The 21925-nt window shown below is 43.4% G+C and carries 19 protein-coding genes, 1 tRNA gene and 1 pseudogene; 5 read left to right on the top strand and 16 right to left on the bottom strand.

All coding sequences use genetic code 11. The features are described from left to right. Positions 1–126: 126 nt before the first annotated feature. Positions 127–315 carry a ferredoxin gene (locus tag JEY82_RS16825; RefSeq protein WP_304087749.1) on the bottom strand — a complete coding sequence of 63 codons (189 nt, stop codon included), beginning with the start codon at positions 313–315 and terminating at the stop codon, positions 127–129. A 366-nt stretch (positions 316–681) separates the two neighbouring features. Here JEY82_RS16825 and JEY82_RS16820 point away from each other — a divergent pair, with 366 nt between their 5' ends. Further along, on the top strand, positions 682–1881 hold the full coding sequence (locus JEY82_RS16820) for an aminopeptidase (protein ID WP_304087747.1): 1200 nt from the start codon (positions 682–684) through the stop codon (positions 1879–1881). Positions 1882–2002: 121 nt separating this feature from the next. On the opposite strand, the gene JEY82_RS16815 is transcribed toward JEY82_RS16820, so the two are convergent. The 11 genes from JEY82_RS16815 to JEY82_RS16765 all read right to left on the bottom strand — a co-directional run bounded on the left by JEY82_RS16815 (position 2003) and on the right by JEY82_RS16765 (position 14121). Continuing rightward, positions 2003–2737 carry a hypothetical protein gene (locus JEY82_RS16815; RefSeq protein ID WP_304087745.1) on the bottom strand — a complete coding sequence of 245 codons (735 nt, stop codon included), beginning with the start codon at positions 2735–2737 and terminating at the stop codon, positions 2003–2005. Positions 2738–2799: 62 nt separating this feature from the next. Continuing rightward, the gene (locus tag JEY82_RS16810; protein ID WP_304087743.1) at positions 2800–3417 is read right to left on the bottom strand and encodes a TetR family transcriptional regulator; all 618 of its coding nucleotides are present in this window, start codon (positions 3415–3417) and stop codon (positions 2800–2802) included. Positions 3418–3639: 222 nt separating this feature from the next. Continuing rightward, positions 3640–6039 carry a phenylalanine--tRNA ligase subunit beta gene (gene pheT, locus JEY82_RS16805; protein ID WP_304087741.1) on the bottom strand — a complete coding sequence of 800 codons (2400 nt, stop codon included), beginning with the start codon at positions 6037–6039 and terminating at the stop codon, positions 3640–3642. A gap of 146 nt (positions 6040–6185) precedes the next feature. Beyond that, a complete protein-coding gene (gene pheS, locus JEY82_RS16800) occupies positions 6186–7235 on the bottom strand; it encodes a phenylalanine--tRNA ligase subunit alpha (protein WP_304087739.1) in 1050 nt (349 codons plus the stop codon). 2 nt (positions 7236–7237) lie between these two features. Next, positions 7238–7591: a 50S ribosomal protein L20 gene (gene rplT / locus JEY82_RS16795; protein ID WP_092160521.1), complete on the bottom strand. Its 354-nt coding sequence runs from the start codon at positions 7589–7591 to the stop codon at positions 7238–7240. A gap of 72 nt (positions 7592–7663) precedes the next feature. Then, entirely contained in the window at positions 7664–7861 is a 198-nt protein-coding gene (gene rpmI / locus JEY82_RS16790) for a 50S ribosomal protein L35 (RefSeq protein ID WP_304087737.1), read from the bottom strand. Positions 7862–7912: 51 nt separating this feature from the next. Next, positions 7913–8461 (bottom strand): translation initiation factor IF-3, encoded by a 549-nt coding sequence (gene infC, locus JEY82_RS16785; RefSeq protein ID WP_092160524.1) that lies wholly within the window; start codon positions 8459–8461, stop codon positions 7913–7915. Next, entirely contained in the window at positions 8448–10376 is a 1929-nt protein-coding gene (gene thrS / locus JEY82_RS16780) for a threonine--tRNA ligase (RefSeq protein WP_304087735.1), read from the bottom strand. The genes infC and thrS overlap by 14 nt, the downstream gene beginning before the upstream one ends. A gap of 245 nt (positions 10377–10621) precedes the next feature. Further along, positions 10622–11347, bottom strand: a complete 726-nt coding sequence (locus tag JEY82_RS16775; protein WP_304087733.1) for an acyl-[acyl-carrier-protein] thioesterase — start codon at positions 11345–11347, stop codon at positions 10622–10624. An 8-nt stretch (positions 11348–11355) separates the two neighbouring features. Beyond that, entirely contained in the window at positions 11356–13491 is a 2136-nt protein-coding gene (shc, locus tag JEY82_RS16770; RefSeq protein WP_304087731.1) for a squalene--hopene cyclase, read from the bottom strand. Positions 13492–13512: 21 nt separating this feature from the next. Next, the gene (locus JEY82_RS16765; RefSeq protein WP_304087729.1) at positions 13513–14121 is read right to left on the bottom strand and encodes a TetR/AcrR family transcriptional regulator; all 609 of its coding nucleotides are present in this window, start codon (positions 14119–14121) and stop codon (positions 13513–13515) included. Between the two features lie 260 nt (positions 14122–14381). Here JEY82_RS16765 and JEY82_RS16760 point away from each other — a divergent pair. Then, a tRNA-Arg gene (locus JEY82_RS16760) sits at positions 14382–14458 on the top strand. Between the two features lie 406 nt (positions 14459–14864). Here the strand turns inward: JEY82_RS16760 and JEY82_RS16755 are convergent. Further along, positions 14865–15506 (bottom strand): hypothetical protein, encoded by a 642-nt coding sequence (locus JEY82_RS16755; protein ID WP_304087727.1) that lies wholly within the window; start codon positions 15504–15506, stop codon positions 14865–14867. A 502-nt stretch (positions 15507–16008) separates the two neighbouring features. After that, positions 16009–17847: a DUF262 domain-containing HNH endonuclease family protein gene (locus tag JEY82_RS16750; protein ID WP_304087725.1), complete on the bottom strand. Its 1839-nt coding sequence runs from the start codon at positions 17845–17847 to the stop codon at positions 16009–16011. Positions 17848–18599: 752 nt separating this feature from the next. On the opposite strand from JEY82_RS16750, the gene JEY82_RS16745 reads away from it, so the two are divergent. Genes JEY82_RS16745 through JEY82_RS16735 form a run of 3 tightly spaced genes read left to right on the top strand, consistent with a single transcriptional unit; the run spans position 18600 to position 20942 of the window. Beyond that, positions 18600–18809: an AlpA family transcriptional regulator gene (locus tag JEY82_RS16745; RefSeq protein ID WP_304087723.1), complete on the top strand. Its 210-nt coding sequence runs from the start codon at positions 18600–18602 to the stop codon at positions 18807–18809. Then, positions 18802–19902, top strand: a complete 1101-nt coding sequence (locus JEY82_RS16740; protein WP_304087721.1) for a hypothetical protein — start codon at positions 18802–18804, stop codon at positions 19900–19902. Before JEY82_RS16745 ends, JEY82_RS16740 begins: the two co-directional genes overlap by 8 nt. Next, complete coding sequence (locus JEY82_RS16735; protein ID WP_304087720.1) at positions 19836–20942, top strand: AAA family ATPase; 1107 nt, start codon at positions 19836–19838, stop codon at positions 20940–20942. Before JEY82_RS16740 ends, JEY82_RS16735 begins: the two co-directional genes overlap by 67 nt. A gap of 270 nt (positions 20943–21212) precedes the next feature. On the opposite strand, the gene JEY82_RS16730 is transcribed toward JEY82_RS16735, so the two are convergent. Beyond that, the gene (locus tag JEY82_RS16730) at positions 21213–21590 is read right to left on the bottom strand and encodes a hypothetical protein (protein ID WP_304087718.1); all 378 of its coding nucleotides are present in this window, start codon (positions 21588–21590) and stop codon (positions 21213–21215) included. A gap of 35 nt (positions 21591–21625) precedes the next feature. Next, positions 21626–21787 (bottom strand): annotated as a pseudogene (locus tag JEY82_RS16725) (IS3 family transposase); the annotation flags it as partial. Positions 21788–21925 lie beyond the last annotated feature (138 nt).

The following is a 21925-nucleotide window of genomic DNA, read 5'->3' as shown; positions in this document are numbered from 1 at the left end:
GAAATTTACGCTCCGTCGGGGAATCGATACTGAGTGTGCGGTGATTCCAAAATTTTTTAAAGAGCAGGCGGAAATCCGGGTAAACCCTGATTCCCGCCTTTAAAACTTGTCAAGACAAGGAACGGTCTATTGTTCCTCGATAGTGATAGCGCCCTGTTCGCAAACTTCGATGCAGGATTCGCAACCAAGACATTCTTCTTCATTTACTGCAACGGCTTTGTTGTCCTGAAGTTCGTAAACTTCGGTAGGACAAACATCAACACATTCACCGTCGCCATTACATTTTTCTGTATCAATAGTGATAGCGTAGCCCATGGTGTTACCCTCCAAAAGATTGATTTTTTAGCCACTGATAGTCTGCACTAAAATATGCCATAACGGCTGCGCAGTCTTTAACAATATGGTTGAGCTGAATTTAGTAATCCAACTTACACCCCGATACAGGGCTTTTGAAATTTGGATAGCCACAAGCCTCTCCCGTGTCAAGGAGCCAGTGATGAAAAACGAAAGAAACCTTGTGGTGCGAGGTTCCTTTTTTCGTTCGTTTAGATAAAAAAATTAAATGTTATTGCTTTTTTGTTTAATGTAATTACCATTTCAAATGTATCCAAAACGTATGCAACCGTTGGGATTAGTTCCTCTGTCCTGCAAATAAATATAGCAAAGTAATCAGGAGATATTATGTTGACTGAAAAGCAACTTGAAAAATATGTTGAAGCTTTATGGTGGGGCCTTACTACCGCCAGAACTAAGCCCTACGAGAAGGGCGACGTTATTATGATCCGTTACGAAGCCGAGGCTCTGCCTCTTGCTGAGGTTGTGTTTAAGAGGCTTATAGACGAAGGCTTGAATCCTGTGTCGAGACTAAGTCTTACTCCTTCTATGGAAAAAAGTTTTTATGGTTCGGGAAATGATGATCAGGTTACTTTCATTGCGCCCGGAGATGAAGAATTAACTAAAAAACTTAACGGGCTTATCGTGCTTCTTGCACCTTCTTCTTTAACTCATCTGGCAGATGTTGATCCATCACGTATCGGAAAGTCTGCAGTGGCAAGAAAGTATATTCGGGATATTATGGATATCCGTGAGCAGGAAGGAGAGCTCGGCTGGACGCTTTGTTCTTATCCGACCAAAGCTATGGCGGAATCAGCCGGGCTTTCACTCGAAGATTTTACAGCTCAGATTGTAAAAGCCTGTTATCTGGATGATGAAGATCCCGCTGCCAGTTGGAAGGGCGTTTTTAATAAGGCTACTGAAGTTAAAGACTGGCTTAATGGGCTGGATATTAAGTCCTACCGTATTGTTTCCGAAGGAATGGACCTGACAGTCCTGCATGGTGAAATGAGGCAGTGGATAGGTGTTTCCGGCCATAATATCCCCAGTTTTGAATTATTCATATCACCGGACTGGCGTGGCACTTCGGGTGTTTTTTATGCCGACCAGCCTTCATTCAGGTCCGGTAACTATGTTGAAGGTGTTAAGCTGACCTTTGAAAATGGGGTAGTTACTGATGTTTCTGCGAAAGAAGGCGAAGATTTTGTTAAAAAGCAGATTGCCATGGACCCGGGAGCTTCGCGTCTCGGAGAATTTTCGTTGACGGATCGTCGCTTCTCCAGAATTGATAAGTTTATGGCTAACACTCTTTATGATGAAAATTATGGCGGAGAGTTCGGAAATAGTCATGTAGCCGTCGGTGCGTCATATGCCGACACTTATGCAGGAGATCAGACTAAACTTGATGCTGAGTTGAAAGAAAAGTTGGGCTACAATAGCTCCGCACTACATTGGGACTTAGTAAATACTCTTGATAAAACAGTATATGCCAAGCTTAAAGACGGGCGTGAAGTTGTAATCTATGCTAAAGGTGAATTCCAGCTTTAACAGTATATTACAGTGTTTTGTTAATAATAAATCCCTTGCAGAGTTTTATACTTTGCAAGGGATTTATTATTAAGATCAAATTTTGTAAATAGATCTTGAAAAGTCAGGTTTAGAATTTAAACTAAAACTTTAAGTAAACCCTGAGTCCTGACATATAGAATTTATTTTTAGGTTCAACAACTTCTGCCATTGAGCCTCCGTACTGAACAGTGTCAGATTTTGATTTGGCAAATTGCCAGTAGCGGAAATATGGTTCAACTCCGACGGAATAAGAATCAAGGTCGTATTCCATGAACATGGAAACCCTTCCTCCACCGCCTTTCATAAATTCTTGGGTGTTTTTGGCATCTGAGTATTCAGGACCGGCTTGAGACAGTTTGCTTTTAACTTCTCCACCGAGAAAGAGATCTCCTTCGAGTGTTCCGCCGACAGACCAGTCATCATCCATTTTTGCTATGATGTTTACACCAACAGGCACGTAGATTTGTTTAATTTCTCTTTCGTATCCACCGGTGGTTTTTATATTGTCGTACCAATATCTTCCGCCAATTCCTGTATAAGGAGTCAGGCCGATATCTCCGAAGTCGAATCCTTTACCTACGGTAGCTCTGGCACTGATGAAATAGTCATCAGTATCGCATTTAAGTTTGCTTCCGTCACTACGCTGTCCGTCATATTTAAGCGAACCTACAACACCCTCAGCTTCCACATTCACCATAATCAGGTGTTCCGTGAAATAGCCGGTCCATGATCCGAATCCGCCATTCATAATGCCTTTTTCGTGCATTATATCCGGTTCATCATAATACATGTACATTCCCTGATAACCGAGTTTGAATTCGTTTGTCGGGAACAATATTTTTTCTTCGCAACTTGCGGAGCTTGCCAGTAATAGAATGAAAAGTGTGAAAAAAGTGATTAATTTTTGCATAGGCATGAGTGTAAAAACATGTTTATAAACATGTCAATTTCTTTATTGATATCAAGTTCTTTTTCAAAAAAGAGAGAATATTGTGCTAGTCCGAAAAGACTGGAGTAATAAAATGCTGAGGCTACCGCCGGTTTTAAATCCTTACGGAATACCCCTTCATTAATTCCCCTTTCAAAAATTAATTCAACTTGCTTGATAAACTTAAACTCTTCGTCTTTATATTTGAGTTTGAAGGGCATAAGTTCATCTGACCATTCGGTTTTATTGAAAATTATTTCAAAGGCTGTGCGAAAATTTTTGTCAGAAGTAGCATGGTTAAGCCATATCTTCATAAGGGTGACAAGAATTTCTTTAGGGGAGGATTTCTCATCAAATTTAGAAAAAATAATACTTTGAACGGGAAGAAAAGCATGATCAAGCAGTTTTTCGAACAGGTCTGTTTTATTTTTAAAATGCCAGTAGACTGCGCCTCGGGTGACTCCGGAATCCTCAGCAATATCTTGCAGTGTTGTTTTAGCATAGCCTTTAGTGCTGAATACTTTAAAAGCAGATGCGAGCAAGGCTTGTCTGGTCTTTTCTGCTTCTTCTTTGGTCTTACGCGCCATAATTCATCCCGTTTATATGTATATAAAAATTAGTCACTGACATAATAATCTTTTATTACAGACTCGGAGGGATTTGTCATCCTGCTGAATTTTGTCAGTATCTTAAATTTATAATAGGTCAATTTGAATTTTTTTTGAAAGCTTTTTTATTTTTATGTGAAAATTAAAATACCCGCGTGGATAAATCCACACGGGTATTAAGTTTCTATTTATGGTGTCGTATTAGAAACGAACAGGAAGCGCTTTTTCCAGAGCGGAAAGCACTTTTGCATGTTCCTTATCTACTTCTTTATCCTTCAGAGTCTTATTGGCGTGACGGTAAGTCAGGCGGAAGGATATATTGCGTTCGGTGTCCTGTCCTTCCGGGGTGAAGACAGTAACCAGTTCGACAGATTCAAGCAGTGGCAGTTTCAGTCCGAGAATTGCCTTTTGGATTGCCTCGGCATGAAGGGAGACAGGGGCTATTGCGGTCACGTCTCTTCTTGAAGGAGGGAAAACAGGGAGCAGAGCAAATTGAATATCATGATTCATGACTTTATCACGCAGGATTTCGACATTGAGGTCTGCCATCCAAATTTCTTTTTTTGCGTGATATTTGTCAGCGATATCAGGTTTGATCATACCCATGAATCCGACTTCGTCGTTGCCGCATTCAATTTTGATACAAGGTTCAAGATATGAGTGGCCTTCAACGAGAGAAACTTCAGGAGTTTCCAGTTTAAGGTCACAAATAAGATGCTCAATAAGCCCTTTAATATCGAGGTAGTCGACGTCGCCGTGTTCATGCGGCCATTCAGCCGCATTTCGCTGTCCGGTGAGCATGACGCCTATTCTGGTCTGCTCACGGGTGTTTGTGTCGGATGTAGTATCTTCCACAAAGTTTTTGGCGATTTCAAAAATTCTGATATGAGTATTGCCCTGTGCCAGATTATGGCGGACAGTATTCAGCATTCCCGGAGCAAGCTCGGTACGCAGTACATTCTGATCTTCACTCAGCGGGTTTGCTATGTGAACCCGTCCTTCGGTGGGAAGTCCAAGTAGATCCAGATCTTCATCACCTACAAAGCTGTAGTTGATAGCTTCGTGAAGGCCTACACCGCGTCCCCATTGCTTAATTCTGCGAAAGAAGCCGTAAGGTGTATCAGCGAGTACAGCTGAATCGAAAGTTTTAGAAATGCGAGGAAGAACGGAAGGAATTTTATCCATACCGAAGTATCGCGCAACTTCTTCATAAAGATCAGCCTCACGTTCGAGGTCAAGTCTGAATGAAGGAGTGGTTACTTTCCAGCGGTCTGCGTCGGAGTCATTTACTTCGAGTCCCATGAGGGTGAACGCATTTTTGCTGAATTCCGGATCGAGTGAAAGTCCGAGCCATGAATTACAGCGGGCATGGCGATAATCATGAGTGCGAGTCTGCCAAGGTTTCGGTTCGTTCTTGGCAACTCCTGAAATAACTTTTGCGCCGGAAAGTTCACTCATAAGCTGAGCGGCTCTGTTCATTGCAAAAGTATTAAGCTGCTGATCTACGCCGCGTTCGAATCTGTAAGAAGCCTCAGAAGGCAGAGAGAGTCTGCGGGCTGTTTTACGGATTAATCCGGGTCTGAAAACTGCACTTTCAAGGACTACATTTTTTGACTCATTGCTGATCTCAGAATTCATGCCGCCCATAACTCCGGCAAGAGCTACCGGACGTTCAGAGTCCCAGATAAGCAGATCGGAATCTTTTAGAGTACGTTCCTGCTCATCAAGAGTGGAGAACTTAAGTCCGTCGGAAGCAAGTCCGACTTTGATGGAATTGCCTTTCAGCAGATCGCGGTCAAAGGCGTGCAGGGGCTGTCCAAGCTCAAAAAGAATATAGTTAGTAACGTCAACGATATTGTTGATGGGTCTAACTCCGACTGAAAGAAGGCGGTAACGCATCCAGTCAGGGGAGGGTTTGATAGCCGCACCTTCGAGAATTCTGGCCTGATAAAGAGGACAGAGGTCTGGATCGTCGATATTAATTTTCAACATATCTGCAGCGTTGCCACCGGACTCAATAAGATTGAGTGCAGGCATGGTAAGCGGCAAGTTGAAGCCGAGAGCAGTTTCTCTGGCTATACCTAAAATAGAAAGACAGTCAGCTCTGTTAGGAGTGACTCCAAGGTCGAGAATTGTTGTTTCGAGGTTCATCGCCTCTACAAAATTCTGTCCAGCTTTTAATGTTTCAGGAAGAACCATGATGCCTTTATGGGCATCAGAAAGTTCAAGCTCTCTTTCGGAGCAGATCATGCCGTGAGACTTAATACCGCGAAGCTTAGCCTTTTTTATTTTAAGGCCGCCGGGCATAACTGCACCGACTTTTGCTACGGGGACATTCTGTCCTTTGGCAACGTTGGGTGCGCCGCAGACGATATCAAGAAGTTCAGCTTCTCCGACATCAACTTTACAAACTGAAAGCTTTTCAGCTTCAGGGTGCGCGCCACATTCAACAATGTGTCCGACCACTATGGGAGAGATAGCTTCGAAAGGATTGTAAATTTCTTCCAGCTCAAGGCCGAGCATAGTCAGTCTGTCGCCAAGTTCCTGAATTTCGCCTTCGTAAGGAACGAAATCGCGTAGCCATTGCATGCTTAAAAGCATTGGGGGCCTCCGGCGGTCCGGTTTTACCTCGTAAGGTGCACGGACCAGAAAATTTTTATGAATATGTTCGTGAAAGGGGAACAGTCTTTAAAATAATATTGCAGGACAGGATAAAAAAATCCTGTCCTGCAATCCCTTAGCAAGGGTTAGGAAAACTGTTCTAGAAACCGGATATCGTTTTCAAAAAACATACGCAGATCGCCGATGCCGTATTTCAGCATAGCAACGCGTTCGATACCAAGTCCGAATGCGAAACCGGAATATTTTTCGGTGTCGTAGTCGACCGCTTCCATGACGTTGGGGTCCATCATTCCGCAACCAAGAATTTCAACCCAGCCAGTCTGTTTGCAGACCCGGCAAGGTTTACCGTCGATATGTCCTTTTCCGCCGCACATAACGCAGGAAATATCAACTTCCGCACTAGGCTCGGTAAATGGAAAGAAACTTGGACGGAAACGAACTTCTGTTTTCGGTCCGAAAAGCTGATGAACGAATGCGGTAAGCGTGCCTCTGAGATCCGCCATACTGACATTTTGATCTACCAGAAAGCCTTCAATCTGGTGGAACATCGGGGTATGGGTAAGATCTGAATCCCGGCGGTATACTTTCCCCGGAGCGATTGCAGCCAAAGGAGGATTTCTATCCTTCATGGTGCGAATCTGCAAAGGTGAAGTATGCGTGCGCAGCAAAATAGAGTCTGAAATATACAGAGTATCCTGCATGTCCCTTGCGGGGTGCTCAGGCGGAATGTTCAGGGCTTCAAAATTGTACCAGTCGTTTTCAACTTCGGGTCCTGTTACGACTTCAAAACCAAGTCCGACGAACACATCACAAATTTCATCCATCACCAAAGTGACAGGATGGAGTGATCCTTTGTGAGGAGTACGACCGGGCATAGTCGGGTCGAAACGGGATAAGCTCTCTGTTATGGCAGCTCTTTCAAGCTGGGACTGCCTTCCCTCTATCAGTTCTGTGAGAGCTGTTTTGACTTCATTGGCTTTTTTACCTGCGATAGGTTTATCTTCACTGGAGAGGGAGGGAAGACCGGACATAATCTTGGCAAGGCGACCCTTGCGACCAAGGTTTTCAATCCTGAGTTCTTCCAGATCTGATAAAGAAGAAGCCTGGTCCAGACGAGCTTTACACTCCGGGACCAGGCTTTCCAGTTCCTGTAGCAGGGACTTTGCGTCCGACATCTTTAGCTTACCTGTGCTCTAGCTAGCTCAGCGATCTTGGCGAAAGCAACAGTGTCGCTTACGGCCAGGTCAGCCAGAATCTTACGGTTGAGTTCAATACCGGCCTTGGAAAGGCCATTGATGAAACGACTGTAAGACATATCATTCAAGCGAGCGGCGGCATTAATACGCTGAATCCAAAGTTTCCGCATTTCACGTTTACGAACTTTACGTCCGACGTAAGCCATGCAAAGCGAACGTTCTACACGTTCTCTAGCGGTACGGTACAGAGTGCTACCGGAACCACGAAAACCTTTGGCCATCTTTAAATATTTTTTGTGCCGCTTCTTAGCAGCCATACCACGTTTAATTCTCATTCCGAATCCTCCGAAAGGCCACCCGTATGCATCTAAGCACGGGTAGGAATACTATTAATTTAAAAAAGAGCTTTATGCGTAGGGGAGCATGCGTTTGACTTGACCAATGTTGGCGCTGTCAACGATTGTGCTCTGACCTAATCTGCTCTTACGCTTTGCATTTTTCTTTGTCAGGATATGACGAAGACCCTGTCTGCGGCGCTTGAATTTTCCAGTACCAGTTTTAGTGAAACGCTTTGCAGCGCCTCTTCTAGTTTTCATTTTTGGCATTTTCTATCCTCCTTGGGATATAACCGACAACTTAGAGCGTCGGACAAAACCTTATTTTTTTATAGGAGCCAACATCATGTTCATGGTGCGGCCTTCAGATCTAGGCGCCTGGTCCATTTTGGCGATATCCTTAGTATCTTCTCTGACGCGTTCCAAGACAATCAACCCTCTGTCCTTGTGGACGATTTCCCGTCCTCGGAAAAATATGGTGACCTTGCATCTATCGCCGTCATCAAGGAAACGGCGAATATGCTTGAGCTTTGTCTGGTAATCGTGCTCATCGGTTTTTGGTCGAAACTTTACTTCCTTGATCTGGATGACAGTTTGCTTCTTTTTGGCTTCCTGCTTGCGCTTCTGCTGCTGATACTTGAACTTACCATAGTCCATAATCTTGCATACAGGTGGATCTTCCTTTTCTGCAACTTCTACCAAATCAAGTCCTCGGCTCATAGCTAGTTCAAGCGCATCAGCTGTTGAAATTACTCCCAACTGCTCGCCTTGATCATCAATAACTCTAACCTGAGGAACTCGAATACGTTCGTTTCGTCGGGCTCCGTCTTCCCTGCGATAGGGGCGCCTGCCGTCTTTATGAAAAGCTATAGCTCATGCCTCCGCGTTTGAATGGTTCGTTGATGGCGGTCGAAATAAGCTCTGCCGCTTCATCAAGAGGCTTGAGTCCCGGGTCTTCCCCGTCGCGGGCCCTTACATTGACCGATTCCGCTGCGACCTCGTTGTCGCCGATTATCAACATGTACGGGATCTTTTCTAATTGAGCTTCCCGTACTTTGTAGCCCAATTTCTCATTGCGTATATCAACCTCAGCACGAATGCCCTTTTCTTGCAGAAATCGCAAGACTTTTTCGGCGAATTCGTTCTGAGTGTCAGTAACAGTAAGTATTTTTGCCTGAACAGGAGATAACCAAGCGGGCATAGCTCCACCTGTGTGTTCGAGCAGGACTCCGATGAATCTTTCAATGGAGCCGAGGATGACGCGATGTAGCATTACTGGTCTGTGTTTCGCACCGTCTTCGCCCACATATACTAAGTCGAACCTGTCTGGCAAGGTAAAATCACACTGAATAGTAGCACACTGCCAACGACGGTCAAGCGCATCTTTGATAATTATGTCGATTTTGGGGCCGTAAAAAGCTCCATCACCTTCATTAATTGAATACTCCATGCCCATTGTATCGAGTGCATCTTTCAGTGCAAAAGTTGCTTTATCCCAATCTTCTTCGGAACCGATAGCTTTTTCAGGCTTGGTGCTGATTTCCGCTTCATAGTTAAATCCGAAAAGATTCATTATATCGCCGACGAATTTTGCTACGCCGATAATTTCATCTCTGAGTTGATCCTGACGGCAGAGAATGTGTGCATCATCCTGAGTAAAGGAGCGCACTCTCAACAATCCGTGCAGAACACCTGATTTTTCGTGGCGATGTACGACTCCAAGCTCAAAATAGCGCTGTGGAAGGTCGCGATAGCTGCGAATTCTGGATTTAAAAACCAGCATATGAGAAAGACAGTTCATAGGTTTGATACCGTATGCCTGATCGTCAATCTCAGTAAAATACATATTTTCACGATAGTTATCGTAATGTCCTGAGCGTTCCCATAGTTCTCTTTTGAGAATAAGTGGACCCTGAACAAAACTATAACCGCGTTTCAGATGTTCTTTACGTTCGAAGTCTTCAAGGACAGCTCTGATGAGAGCGCCTTTCGGATGCCAGATGATCATTCCTGCGCCGACTTCGTTGTTCACTGAAAAAAGATCCAGCTGAGTTCCGAGTTTGCGGTGATCACGTTTTTTGGCTTCTTCGAGGTGGTGTAGGTGTTTTTTCAGCGTTTTAGCATCCGCAAAAGCGGTTCCGTATATACGCTGAAGCTGGGCACGATTTTCATCGCCGCGCCAGTAGGCTCCTGCAACAGATAGGAGCTTGAAAGCCTTAAGCATACCTGTGCGGGCAACGTGAGGTCCACGACAAAGATCGCAGAAATCACCGTTTGTATAGATAGAAACAGTTTCAGCGCCGAGGTCGTCAATAAGTTCCACCTTGTAGGCTTCACCCATTTTGTCGAATTTTTCTCTGGCATCTGCGCTGGAAAGCTCTTCTCTTGAAAATTCTTCGTTAGCTCCTACACGGCGAAGCATTTCGGCTTCAATAGCTTCAAGGTCTTCAGGTGTAAAAGGGCGTTCGTATTCGAAATCGTAGTAAAAGCCTTTGGCAATTGAAGGGCCGATGGTTACTTTTGCTGTGGGGAAAAGTTTTTTTACAGCTTCAGCCATAAGGTGAGCTGTAGAGTGACGGATTATTTCAATTCCTTCATCAGACGTATCCATGACAGGTTCAAGCGTTGTGCAGTCCGCAGGAACGGGGGATGAAAGGTCAATAAATGAGTCGCAGCATTTTGCCGCAACAGCACTCTTGAACTGTTTTTTAGACAGGGCTTCTTTGAGTACTTCGCCGATTGTGGCGCCTTGCTCTACTTCAATTTCATTTCCTGCAACTAGCATAACAACTCTCTCTCTGCGGAAGACGTTTTATATTGATCCCGTTTGGCGGGGATAAAATCTTAACTTTAAATTCGTTAAATATACTGCATTTTGCAGCATATCGTTTTGATCGAGCTCATTATAAGAAAAAGGAAAAAAGATCAGCGTTGAACTGAAATATTTCATTTTTTATATGACATGGAAGGCGGTATTTTTATCTAATAAGATTTGATAAGTCAAGCTGTATGCGGCGCATCTACTGCTTTTCATTGCACTTGAAGAGCAAAGGCCGTTTTATTTTCGGTTTCGTTAAAGCCTATCAACTCAAATTTTTGTTGATTTTTTTCACAGCCCATAATTTTAAGAGTGTTTCCTTCAAAAACTTCGGAAAGAAAAGCTATACGGATCGAATTAATGTTTTTCGGGGCAGCGCCGTAGGTCCGAAGGGCATCCATACCCCACCGTAAATATTCTGTGTTGTTAACGTGACCGCTTGCGTCAAGTGAACTGTAGGGGATGCGGAAACTATTAAGTTCATTTTCAGGTTTTCCGGGGCGGATTCTCTTTAATTCATCTTTAAATATAGATTCAGTTTTAGGGAGAAGGTCTAAGCCTAATAAATCTATATTAAGGGGTTTTCCTGTTTCGGAATCTAATATCATCCATTCCGAGCTTGCACGGACAATTTCATTTCCGCTTTCATCGCATCCAGAAAATTCACGAAATGCTCTGAGTCTTTTCGCGCCCTTTGACCATGTAGTAAGAGAAAAGTTTTTTTCCCGCCGTGGGAGTTTTTTTATCTCGATACGCATGGAGGTCAGCACCCAGAAGCAATTTTTACCACCCAACTGCGCGACGCCGAACCCTTCACGGTCGGCGTGCATGGTTGCTGCTTCCTGTAACCGGCACATCAGCCAATGGTAGTGCATTCTGTCGTCCGGGCCGGTTTCATATGCCGGGACGACAGAGCTCATAATCATGGTATCATTCATCGCCGCTTCTACCACTTTTTGCCGAGATCCAAGGGGGATGAGAGACGCATCAGTATTTGCTGAGAATCTTCTCCGGCCGAGAATCGTTCGTACACGCCTAATGCCCACATGGGGAAGTACTGACTGTATCCGTGATAACGCAGGTAAAAGACTTTAGGAAAGCCGGTACCTGTGAAATATTTTTCATCCCAGCTACCGTCGTCTTTCTGGGTGTCGAGAAGATAGCGGATACCTTTACTTACGGCTTTGCTGTTTACTTTGTGTGCAGCCATCAGCCCAAGCAGGGCCCATGATGTTTGCGATGGAGTTGATTCGCCCATTCCGGCATAGCGGGGATCATTGTAGCTTAGGCAGGTTTCACCCCATCCACCATCTTTATTCTGGTGATTTTCAAACCATTCAACAGCCTTGCAGACATATGAAGAGTTCATATCCTCACCGACCTGACGCAGTCCGCAAAGAACTGACCAAGTTCCGTATATGTAGTTAACACCCCAGCGTCCGAACCATGAACCGTCGTCTTCCTGTTCTTTTTTCAGGAATTCAATTCCTTCTTTAATCGGACGGAAGCTCTTGTTGTATCCGATAACACCGAGCAGTTCGAGTACGCGAGCTGTCAGGTCGGATGTAGGTGGATCAAGCAGTGCTCCATGATCGGCAAAAGGAATATCATTCAGGTAGAGAGCGTCGTTATCAATATCAAACGCTGCATAACCTCCGCCTGTGCACTGCATTCCGATGAGCCAGTTTACAGATTTAATGAAATTCTCGCGATGTTCTTCCATTTTCAGAACTCCGGCACGAGCCATCGCCATCAGGACCATAGCGGTGTCGTCCAGATCCGGGTAGAAAGTGTTTTCGAACTGAAAAGCCCATCCGCCGCCTTCAAGGCTTGGAGCTTTCGAAATCCAGTCACCTTTGAAGAATATCTGCTGGTCGAACAACCATTTAATTGTGCTCTGAACCAGTTTGCTGTCTATGTTTTCTCCGGCCTCGACTATGGCGGAAAGAGTCAGGCAGGTGTCCCATATAGGAGAGTTGCAGGGCTGGCACATGCATTGTTCCAGATTCTCGGCAGTCCCTTTGTTCGGAGAAATGTCAAGTTCGGGCGCTGCGGAAAGCTCGCGGCCTCCTGTTACGACTGTGAATTCCCAAGGGGATTCTTCGCTTACATTAAATCTGTCTACCATGAGGTCATCAACGGCTTGCAGGCCGCGTGCGTAATCCGGGTCTGACTCATCATAACCGAGCAGACTCATAGCCGTTACGGCATTTGCCATTGCTGGGAAAATTGCACCTATACCACCGCGTCCGGCCATGTGTTCACGGGTCCAGTTTTCAGCGTATTTAAGAGCTTTATTATGAATGGAGTCCGGGATTAAATGTATTGTCCTTTTCATGATACGATCAAGCAGAATAAAGAGATTTTTCCGCATTCCTTTATCTCTATATCTGTCGATATAAATCAATTCTTCTTGAGGCTTGCAGAAAAGCTCAGGAACGGATTCTTCCGGGCGCAGATTGCATACAGGTTTTTTTGCGTAAATAATAAGCAATGGATAAATAACCGATCTTGACCAGTAGGAAACTTTGGTCAGATGGAAGAAGAACCATTTCGGCAACAGCACGATTTCAATAGGCATAGCCGGAGGGCAGTGCCATGGAAGCTGTCCGAAGGTTGCAAGGCAGATGCGTGTGAAAACATTTGCGGTTTCCGCGCCGCCTTTTGCAAGGATTATCTGACGGGCACGCACCATGTGTTCAGCTTCTTTGTCATCGCCAAGTACTTTAAGAGCCATATAGGCTTTTACAGAGGCACTGATGTTAACAGGGCCGTCGTGATCATGAAGGGGCCAGCCACCGTCAGGCATCTGTTTGGAACGGATATAGTTACCGAGTCTTTCAGCAACTTTCGGGTCCATTTTACGGTTCAGAAATCTTTGGAACATTATATATTCTGATGGAATAGTTACATCAGCTTCAAGAGCGAAGACCCAATATCCGTCAGGACTTTGCAGCGAGCGGAAGCGGCTGACAACTCGTTTAAGAGCTTCTTTGGGTTGCAATAGCGCTACAACCTGATTACGGCTTCTATTGCTTTTTTTGCTCACATTATTTTTTGGTGACTTTCTATTTTTGTTCATTTGATAAATCCTTTTATTCTATTAGACGATTGCGTCTACTGCAGAGTCGATGACTTGTCTTTTTAATTTTTCAACCGGACCCCATTCGAAGTTCGGGTATGTTACCAGCAGGGCGGTAAGTCCGTGTGCTGCTGCTATAACTGAATTTGAAGTCACAAGAATATCTTCTTCCGACGAGCCTGGCGGCATACATTTTTTCACGCACGAGTTGATGCGGTCGTACATGGTTTTGCCCAGAGGATTATGCTCAAAGTGTGAGTCTTTGGTATTCCATAGATCTGTTTCCATCATAAATCCGACTCTGTAAGCATTAGGATTTTGAAGTCCCATTGTTACGAAAGTGTGCAAAATATTTTTCAGTGCAGCTTTCGGAGATTTCGAAACGGAAAGGATCTCGTTTATTGCCTGCAAAAATTCTCGATATGTTTCTTCAGTCAGACACAGGAATAATTCCTTTTTGTCTTTGAAGTGATGATATATAGTAGTAGGCGAATAGCCGATGGTGGTCGCCAGCTTGCGCATGGATACCTGCGCGTAGCCGTGCTCGGCAAAGAGTTTTCGCGCCGCATCAAGTATCAGCATTTTAAGCGGAAGCTGAGTGCTTTCTAATGTCGTTGCATGTATTGTCATCTAGTAAATCTCCATCACTTAACACTGTTAAGCTGCTGCTTCATTTGCATGAAAAAATACCGCTGTCAACAAAATGCGACATAGATAATCACTTTTTATATAAGAATTATGTCGGTATGTTGAACTATTTAAAAGAGGTGGCGCAGTTTGAGACTTATTGGAAATAATATAAGAAAAATCTTGCAATAGAAAACCGACTTGTATATATCTTCTCAGCTCAGGCGGGTAATAACTTTATCCGGCCTGTTTTCATATAAAGTGGCCCCGTAGCTCAGTCGGATAGAGCGCAAGATTCCTAATCTTGGTGTCAAAGGTTCGATTCCTTTCGGGGTCACCATATAAATCAAAGGTTTACGACATATATTGTTGTAAACCTTTTTTTGTGTCCAACCGTATGTCCAACCTTTGGGGTGAAAATGAGGAAAATGGAAGGAAAGACTTATGGGGCATCCTGATTGTGATTAAGATTTAATTGCTGGATTTCAGTATCCATGGGTCTTAATTGGACTTCTCATGTGTTTGCTGACTTGTGAGTGTATTTCAACGTCAAACATTTTATAGAAGTCTAAGGTCTTTTTTGGGGCCTTTATCTGCCTTGCATTGCCGCACCGTTGTCTCGGTACCTTCCAAATCTGAACGGGAATTCGGTGTTTATTTAGTTTTTTTTGAAGTTCCTCAGACTTGTTAGTTCGGAAGTAGCAAAGCCAGCCGACTCTCTAGGTCAAGTTAGATTGGCCAAATCCCTACAATCCTTCATTTTCCAAAAACCAAAATTGACCCTTTTGGACCCATATAAAATCGTATGTTTTGTTGAGCCGAATATTGATTTGTTTCCCCCCAATCGGAGTTGTCAGATGTACATCACTTATTTGGGTGCCATGTGAAATATCATAGTCCCAACATTTTCCATCTTTTTTCTTTGGAGATACAAGTCGTTCCATATCGTTCATAACCAAGGCGACACCACGATTAAAACCGGCATAGTTACAATACTCTTCCAATAAGCTCAGGTCCTCATAGACATCCTTCATGAAAATATCAGTGGCCCCACGCTTTCCTCCTGACGAGGCAAGTGTCCGATAACACTTCATTTCGACAGCGATTCTGTGACAGCCTTGAGAGTTAATTCCGTCTAATATTAAATCGATTTCACGGCTCCTGCCATTAACTGTGACACCTGTTTCCAGTTCAATTTTTACGGTTTCATTTTCATGGAAACAGATTAGAGGAATAACCTGTTGTAAAATATACGAATACTGCAACTGCATTGATGCTTCTTTGGTAATCGGCAACAAGTCCGTGCCTGTTTTTTCCATAAAAACCTGCCATGCAAATGAGATAATCTTCCTAAGCCTTTCTTCAAAGCTACCTTCTAATAAATTCATGTTCTTTTCTCCATCAACCGCCCAAACCGCTCCAGAACATCAACCGGCCAGAAGCATTCCGGGCGAGGATGGCGTACTTGCAGATATCCGGTCTCTGTGCAGTTTTGCAGGGAGTCGAGTTAAAACTGGGCCGGAATAGTCTTTCGACCGTACACAGCGCCTAACAGTGTCCCTCATGCCTATTCAACCACCCGATTCAGTTTAAATACGGTTCCGAAGATACCGAGCGGGCTGATCGCATCATGGCTCTATTGACCTGATTGATATTCCTTACGTGCTGTCTTCGGATCATGCGAACCCATTTTCACCAGCATTCGGGCAAGGTGCAGACTCATCTCGGACTCATCGGTAGGCTGACCTGCAATAGTATTTCATGTCTCGCCATCTCGCCAGTTCTCGTACACCATCCGGGGACTGGAACTTAACCAGACTTACCAGCACATCACCGGCGAACTGGCCAACCAAGCAGTCTTGGGTTCGATTTATAACATCAGACATATAGTCATTCACTGATTAGCTCTTCATCAGCATCTTCATCCACGTCAGATGCGGCTACAACCTCAACAGTCTTCCATCGGCAGGTTATCCATTTAACTAATTCTGTTCGACGAGTCTCAACTGCTTTCTTATCCCATTCAAGGAATGTTGCTATTTTTCGTTCCTGCCTGATATCGGAATTGCTGTATCCAACACCAGTACCTACATCGCCTTTTTTTCTAACGAACTCAAAATTCAAATAGCTTGAGTTATCTCTTGTGAGAACTAGGTTCCCTATATCATGGAGGTATTTATTAATATCATCAACATTCCAAACTTTGAGCCAGTGAGAGTCTTTCTTTGGAGTTTGCGGTAAAATATGCTCAATAGTTGAATGTCTGGATAAATCCGCCCACGTTACCCGTGGTTTTTGGCCCTTACTCTCGCTATCCAAAAGATGCTTTTCGTATTCAAAAAGTGTGTACTTGAGCGAATGACGTCGAGAGTACCAACTTGATGGCTTGTTCAACTTTTCAACAAACTCGTTTTCAGGTGAATAGTATCGAATTAGGCTGTGTACAAAGCTGACAATATCTTCTGCTGAATGCTCATTCTTGAAAAGTTCTTTACCCCAGCGATAAAAGCTCGATTTACCCGCATTGCTTCTCTTTCCTTCAATCAAAAAGACCCTGAATGCAAAACACTCTAATGATTCAAGCAACTTGACATACAAATCTTCATCAATCTTTTTGTCTTCACAGAGAATGCGTGCAGCTATCATAAGAGGAAGGAAATTGGCAATATTACCAGTGTTGTGAATTTTTGTAAGCCAATCCAGCTCACGGTTACTCCGTGTATTGTTTTGTGCAGGCGAGACAATTACACTGTAATGCTTAGATATCTCAGCAAGGCCATTAGTAAAAGATGCAAGGAAGTCTTTTACCTCGTCTCTCCTTTTAACAGAAAACTCCCTAAGCGGAATATATTGTTTTGATTTAAATCCATCGTAACCCTTCCAGTTTTTTGGCAGATGATGGCAATACAAAATCCAAGCAACTCGGAGACATTGCTCATCGCTTCCAGAGGATTTTCCTATATTGCTGTATGTATCTCTCCATGCACTATTGACAATGTCAGTTAGCGGCTTTCTCTCTTCATCTGTTCCATTCCTTGATATCCAATGCATGAGATAGTTTTTCAACAGTTCAAGAATGGAAAGTCCTTTTCCGCGAGAATTCATCAGTTCAAATGTCATTCCGATTTCACACTCTTCTTCAATGGTGTAATAGGTAAACACTAGGCTACCCGTTATTGCCGCGAAGAGTTGTTTTAAATGCTCGATCCCTCTGTTTTTGTCGTTCAATTGCTTTTCGATATAACCTGAGAACTTTTCAGAAGCTGCAACTAGACGTTTTTGATGAGGTGTTGCTACCTCACTTCTTGGCTTTCCATCTTTAATCAATTGATAAAAAAGATCATCAGTGGAATTGTTCAAGGTTAGGCGGCAGGTAGTATCGTGATATAGAAATTCAGGGATGTCCTGTGCATAGTCAGGCTCCCCATTTGCAACCAAAGCTCTAATAATGGCAGCAACATAAAGACATACAGTAGTCAGGCGTTGTTGCCCGTCAACGACATCAACAACTTTCACAGGCTTCCGGTTGTAAACAGCTGTGTTGTCCTTGGGGGAAAAGGTAACAACGGTACCTGTATAATGTGATTTGACTCTCTCATCCGTAACAAGAGCATCAATATCTTCAATTAATTCGTTCCATTGCTTTTCTTTCCAGGCGTATCCTCTTTGATAATTAGGTATTTTGAAAATTTTCCCGCTAAATAAGATGCTTAGAGTCTGTTTATCCATAACATATCCTTCATTTTTAACCACCTTTTTACTCACCGAGCCGGACAGTGAACTGCGGCCGCCGGAGGCAGGTGTGATGGTTATCTGGGGCTGATTCTTTTTTTCAGTGTAGATACGTGGGAGATGATTCCGATCAGTTTGCCGCCCTGCTGCAGGTCAGACAATGTTTCCATGTGCGGCAAGCTCCATTTTGGGATCAATGGCAAATGTTAGGTCGAATGCGACTTCACCCTGATCGTAGTCATAATCATCGATGCCAGCGGCTGGATTCTACACTAATACGCTTAACTTTTAAAGCATGTTCAGCGGTTCTCGGACAACGTTTGTCATTGTGGCTAGCAGTAAGTGCTTAGGTATTTCGAAACCGTCCATACGGGTCTATTTGATTTCTTCAATCTGGAGTATGCTTTATCAAGAGCTCCTTTAAGTCCGAACATTGCTGCATCAATACCTTCATTGTCACAACAGTTGCCAAGTATGTTTACTGTCTCGACTATTTCCTCAGCCTGTTTAAATCAGCTCATAACAAGAGTCATGCTTAACGTATCTAAGGATATAAATACGGATCATTGCGACGTTTATAGCGGTATATAGAAGGTAATAAAATGTGGCGTGAGTAGAGCCTATTATAGAACGGTTGTCCCCAGGGATGATCGTTTTTCATTTTTTCCATTTTCTCGCCAAAGAGTCTTTTTCTTAACTACCCTAGCTTGTCCTCTGTGTTCAAAAAAATGTAACTGGAGGGTAAAATTATGTCTTTACAATTGTTGAATGAGAAGAAGGTCTCTGAAATGACTGGCTACTCCCTTTCTAAAATCAGGAAAGATCGCCATTTCAGGCGTGGAATGCCTTATGTGAAGCTAGGGAAATCTGTTCGCTACCTCGTCGAAGATGTCGAAAAGTTTGTTATGTGTCACAGGGTGGATCCTAATGTAGAAAGGGTGGGGGGTGGCCATGTCTAATATGTTTGCTTCCAGTATCCTTTCTATGCCGGATATAACGTGTGAATCGCTTGAACTGCGAATTAAAGACCCAAGACAAAGCGTGCAGGATATTGTCCGTAAACTTGATGAAGTTTATATGTCCTCTGAGTTTAATCCTCTGCCTATTCTTGAAAAATTGATTCCCGCAGGACGAAAGAATGGGAATATTTTTAGCGATGGCTATATCTCGTATGTTCTGAAGCCTTTTAATGAGTGTTATAGAGAACAGGAATCGTGCTATTTTTCTTATGGTAGTATGGGACAGCCTCAAATCAGAACACGGAACGTTTATCACTGGTCTGGTGAGTGGTGGATGGAACCCTATGCATATGGTTGTCAGCCTTCTTATCGTAATGGAATCTTGGCTCTAACGCAGCATATTAAAGGGTGTTCATACGAAAACGCATTTGTTGAACTTGCAAGATATGGCTGCATAGATATCCATCAGAGTTCTGTACGGCAAATACAAAGAGTTTCTGGATTTAAGTTTATTTCAGATCCTTATGAGGTCGAATATGTGGGCTGCATTCGTCATCCTGTTTTGGGCCCCCCCGGGTGGGTTTATCCTTTTTTAAATCCGTATGGGAGGCCCTCCTTTTCCGTTTGTTGTTGGAAAAAATCGTCTAGCCGTGAGCAGGTTCTTCTCCTTAGGACATGTCAACATGCAGGTGTTCAGGGTGGTTATAGGTGGGAGTTTGTAGCTCCCCCGGCTTCATCGATAATCTTCAATCTAGACAGGTTGTACAACAAGCGAGACCTGCCCGTGCGAATCTATAGCGATTTGCATGAAGCGTGGCGTTTGAAAGATTCGTTGGAATTCATTTCTACGTGGTCTGGCGAACTCTCATTCTGTTCTGAAATCGACTGGAAAATTATTAAAGGCCGGGAAGTGTCCTATTGCTACGATACACATAGTCGAGTTTCAATGGAGTTAGGTAAGCGTCTTTATCAAAGGCTTCAGGAACTTGGAGTTAATACAAACTTCATTAATAAAGGAGATATTAAATGCAAGGCGTTTTTGAAAAGTCTGTCGAGCGGTTCTTCAGGATCGCTGAACGGGATCATGGTATAACAGCTCCTGTTGTTGATGCTAGGCGTGAAGAAATTTATTCAATCGACAGTTTGCCGTCTACTGACAATAAAGTATACCAGCTTGATCCGTTGTTTGCTGCAGGCGAGTTTGTCGTAATCCACGGTGCTCAGAAAACCGGAAAGTCGTTTTTCACATTTGACTTGTTAATGGCAATTGCCCTTGGCAAAGATTACGACACAAGGTTTAAGTGTTCCAAGGCATGTGGCGTGCTTCTTGTTGATGCTGAACTTCCCGGATATGAGATAAAGTCGAGGCTGAATAATATCAAAGCTCTTTACGGTAATGACTCGGATGCAAAAAACATCAGAATCATACCTATGCGTGAAATAGGTAAAGTTTTGGATATCTCTCAGAGTGCTGATCAGAACTGGATACAGAAGCAGATTGAGGACTCAAGGTCCAAAGTTGTGTTTTTCGACAATCTGGGAAAGTTGATTTCCCCTGGAGCAGAAACAAGTCCAGAGCTTTGGCGTAAGCTGGAAATATGGATACGATCATTGAATGCTAAAGGTGTTAGTGTGATTCTTGTTCATCACACTAACAAGGATGGTAAGATCCGTGGAACCGGTAAGATCAGCGATGACGCAGATCTGGTTGTCAGATTATCAAGACCTGAAGACTGTGATAGAAGTCAGGGTACTGCTATTGATGTCGAAATCGTTGATTCCCGGTTTTTGCACGGGGATCAACTGAGTCCTTTTCGGGTCGTGTACTCGAATAATAATGGAATCTTTTCTCGAAAAGTTATCCATGAGGATAGTTCTTATAAGGCTGATCTTGACCTGAAAGAATACGGTTTAAGTTCTTTGCAGGAAGAAATGATGGAATTAGCGCATACGAGAAAAACGATAAAGGCTGGTGATTTCAAGTCTGATAAAAAAGGACACTCTGATAGTTCTGTGTCCGCTGCTTTGAAGGGCCTCGTTCAGGAGGAATTGCTCGACAAAGAGGGGGATAGAAGTGGTACCAGGTATGTCCTTGCCAGTAAAATGGGGGGGGTAAACAGCCGGTTCACATAGCCCAAATATGCTTTTTTTTGGCCATATAATGCCTAAAAAATGATGGTATATAGCTTGTTTTTGTACAATTTATGACTATTTCGTGACTGTTTTTATAAAATATCTATTTATTTTAGTATGTTGAGGTTGTGGTTAATCTGCTGTGGTGAATAAATCGTAGTTTGTTAGTGGTGAAGAGCGGATGCAGGGAGATGATCTCTATGTCCGCTCTTATTTTCTGAGGTTTCGGGTCTTCATGTTTTGCTCACTTCATTGGGCTCGTTTTGTACTTTAGACTTTTTTAACAGCTTCAAACCGGACCGAGGGATTAATCTTACGCCGAGAAGTAATGGTCATCCGGGTAGTGACATCTTTAATTTTCTTTCCTTCTCGTGCCAGATTTTGTGAGTACGGGTGCAAGTCTCGTATTAATGTTGCTGAGTGTATAGTAAGCCTGTGGATTTGACCTTGGACATTCAAGTCAAAATCAACAGCCGGTTCCCATCCATCAGGGATGGAGCGATGAATTTCCCATTCCTGTTCAGCCTTAATTTTCCAGTCCAAAGTATTCCAGCGGATAATTCTGAAATTGACAGGAATGAGCCTTGCTTCAATGGTGTTGCTAAGTTTTTTGTCATAAGAAATAAAGTTATTTTTATAAATTTTCAAAAAGTTGATCCTGCCACACTTTTCTGGACAGTTAGTTAAGCCACAAAAACATTTTCCTGACAGTTGATTTCAAATTCAGCAGGTGACTGCCAGCCATTGCTGGAATGACGTCTTCTGCGATTGTAGTAGGCCTCAATATATTGGAATAAAGAAATTTCTGCTTCATGTTTGTCTAAAAAACTTCTGTGATAGATCATTGTAACCGTCAGAAGAGGCCCACCTTTTAAAAGAAGCTCTGATTATGTACGCTCAACAATCGTTCTTTGACATATACTGCGGAAGTAGGGCTTTTAAGTCGTTTTCATTCTTGGCATGTGGTAGCCGTTCAAAAACAT

It is taken from the genome of Maridesulfovibrio ferrireducens (assembly GCF_016342405.1).
GTDB lineage: Bacteria > Desulfobacterota > Desulfovibrionia > Desulfovibrionales > Desulfovibrionaceae > Maridesulfovibrio > Maridesulfovibrio ferrireducens_A.
Note: the sequence above shows the minus strand (reverse complement) of the source record. Positions and strands in the feature narration are given on the sequence as shown.

Excerpts from the sequence above, each read along its gene's own strand:
- JEY82_RS16740 (WP_304087721.1), top strand. The coding sequence starts at position 18,802 with ATGTCTAATATGTTTGCTTCCAGTATCCTTTCTATGCCGGATATAACG.
- thrS (WP_304087735.1), bottom strand. The coding sequence starts at position 10,376 with ATGCTAGTTGCAGGAAATGAAATTGAAGTAGAGCAAGGCGCCACAATC.
- JEY82_RS16750 (WP_304087725.1), bottom strand. The coding sequence starts at position 17,847 with ATGGATAAACAGACTCTAAGCATCTTATTTAGCGGGAAAATTTTCAAA.
- pheS (WP_304087739.1), bottom strand. The coding sequence starts at position 7,235 with ATGTCGGACGCAAAGTCCCTGCTACAGGAACTGGAAAGCCTGGTCCCG.
- JEY82_RS16775 (WP_304087733.1), bottom strand. The coding sequence starts at position 11,347 with ATGAATGATACCATGATTATGAGCTCTGTCGTCCCGGCATATGAAACC.
- JEY82_RS16810 (WP_304087743.1), bottom strand. The coding sequence starts at position 3,417 with ATGGCGCGTAAGACCAAAGAAGAAGCAGAAAAGACCAGACAAGCCTTG.
- shc (WP_304087731.1), bottom strand. The coding sequence starts at position 13,491 with ATGAACAAAAATAGAAAGTCACCAAAAAATAATGTGAGCAAAAAAAGC.
- JEY82_RS16735 (WP_304087720.1), top strand. The coding sequence starts at position 19,836 with ATGCAAGGCGTTTTTGAAAAGTCTGTCGAGCGGTTCTTCAGGATCGCT.
- rplT (WP_092160521.1), bottom strand. The coding sequence starts at position 7,591 with ATGAGAATTAAACGTGGTATGGCTGCTAAGAAGCGGCACAAAAAATAT.
- pheT (WP_304087741.1), bottom strand. The coding sequence starts at position 6,039 with ATGCTTTTAAGCATGCAATGGCTACGCGATTTCGTTCCTTACGAAGGC.
- JEY82_RS16755 (WP_304087727.1), bottom strand. The coding sequence starts at position 15,506 with ATGAATTTATTAGAAGGTAGCTTTGAAGAAAGGCTTAGGAAGATTATC.
- JEY82_RS16745 (WP_304087723.1), top strand. The coding sequence starts at position 18,600 with ATGTCTTTACAATTGTTGAATGAGAAGAAGGTCTCTGAAATGACTGGC.
- JEY82_RS16820 (WP_304087747.1), top strand. The coding sequence starts at position 682 with ATGTTGACTGAAAAGCAACTTGAAAAATATGTTGAAGCTTTATGGTGG.
- JEY82_RS16765 (WP_304087729.1), bottom strand. The coding sequence starts at position 14,121 with ATGACAATACATGCAACGACATTAGAAAGCACTCAGCTTCCGCTTAAA.
- JEY82_RS16825 (WP_304087749.1), bottom strand. The coding sequence starts at position 315 with ATGGGCTACGCTATCACTATTGATACAGAAAAATGTAATGGCGACGGT.
- rpmI (WP_304087737.1), bottom strand. The coding sequence starts at position 7,861 with ATGCCAAAAATGAAAACTAGAAGAGGCGCTGCAAAGCGTTTCACTAAA.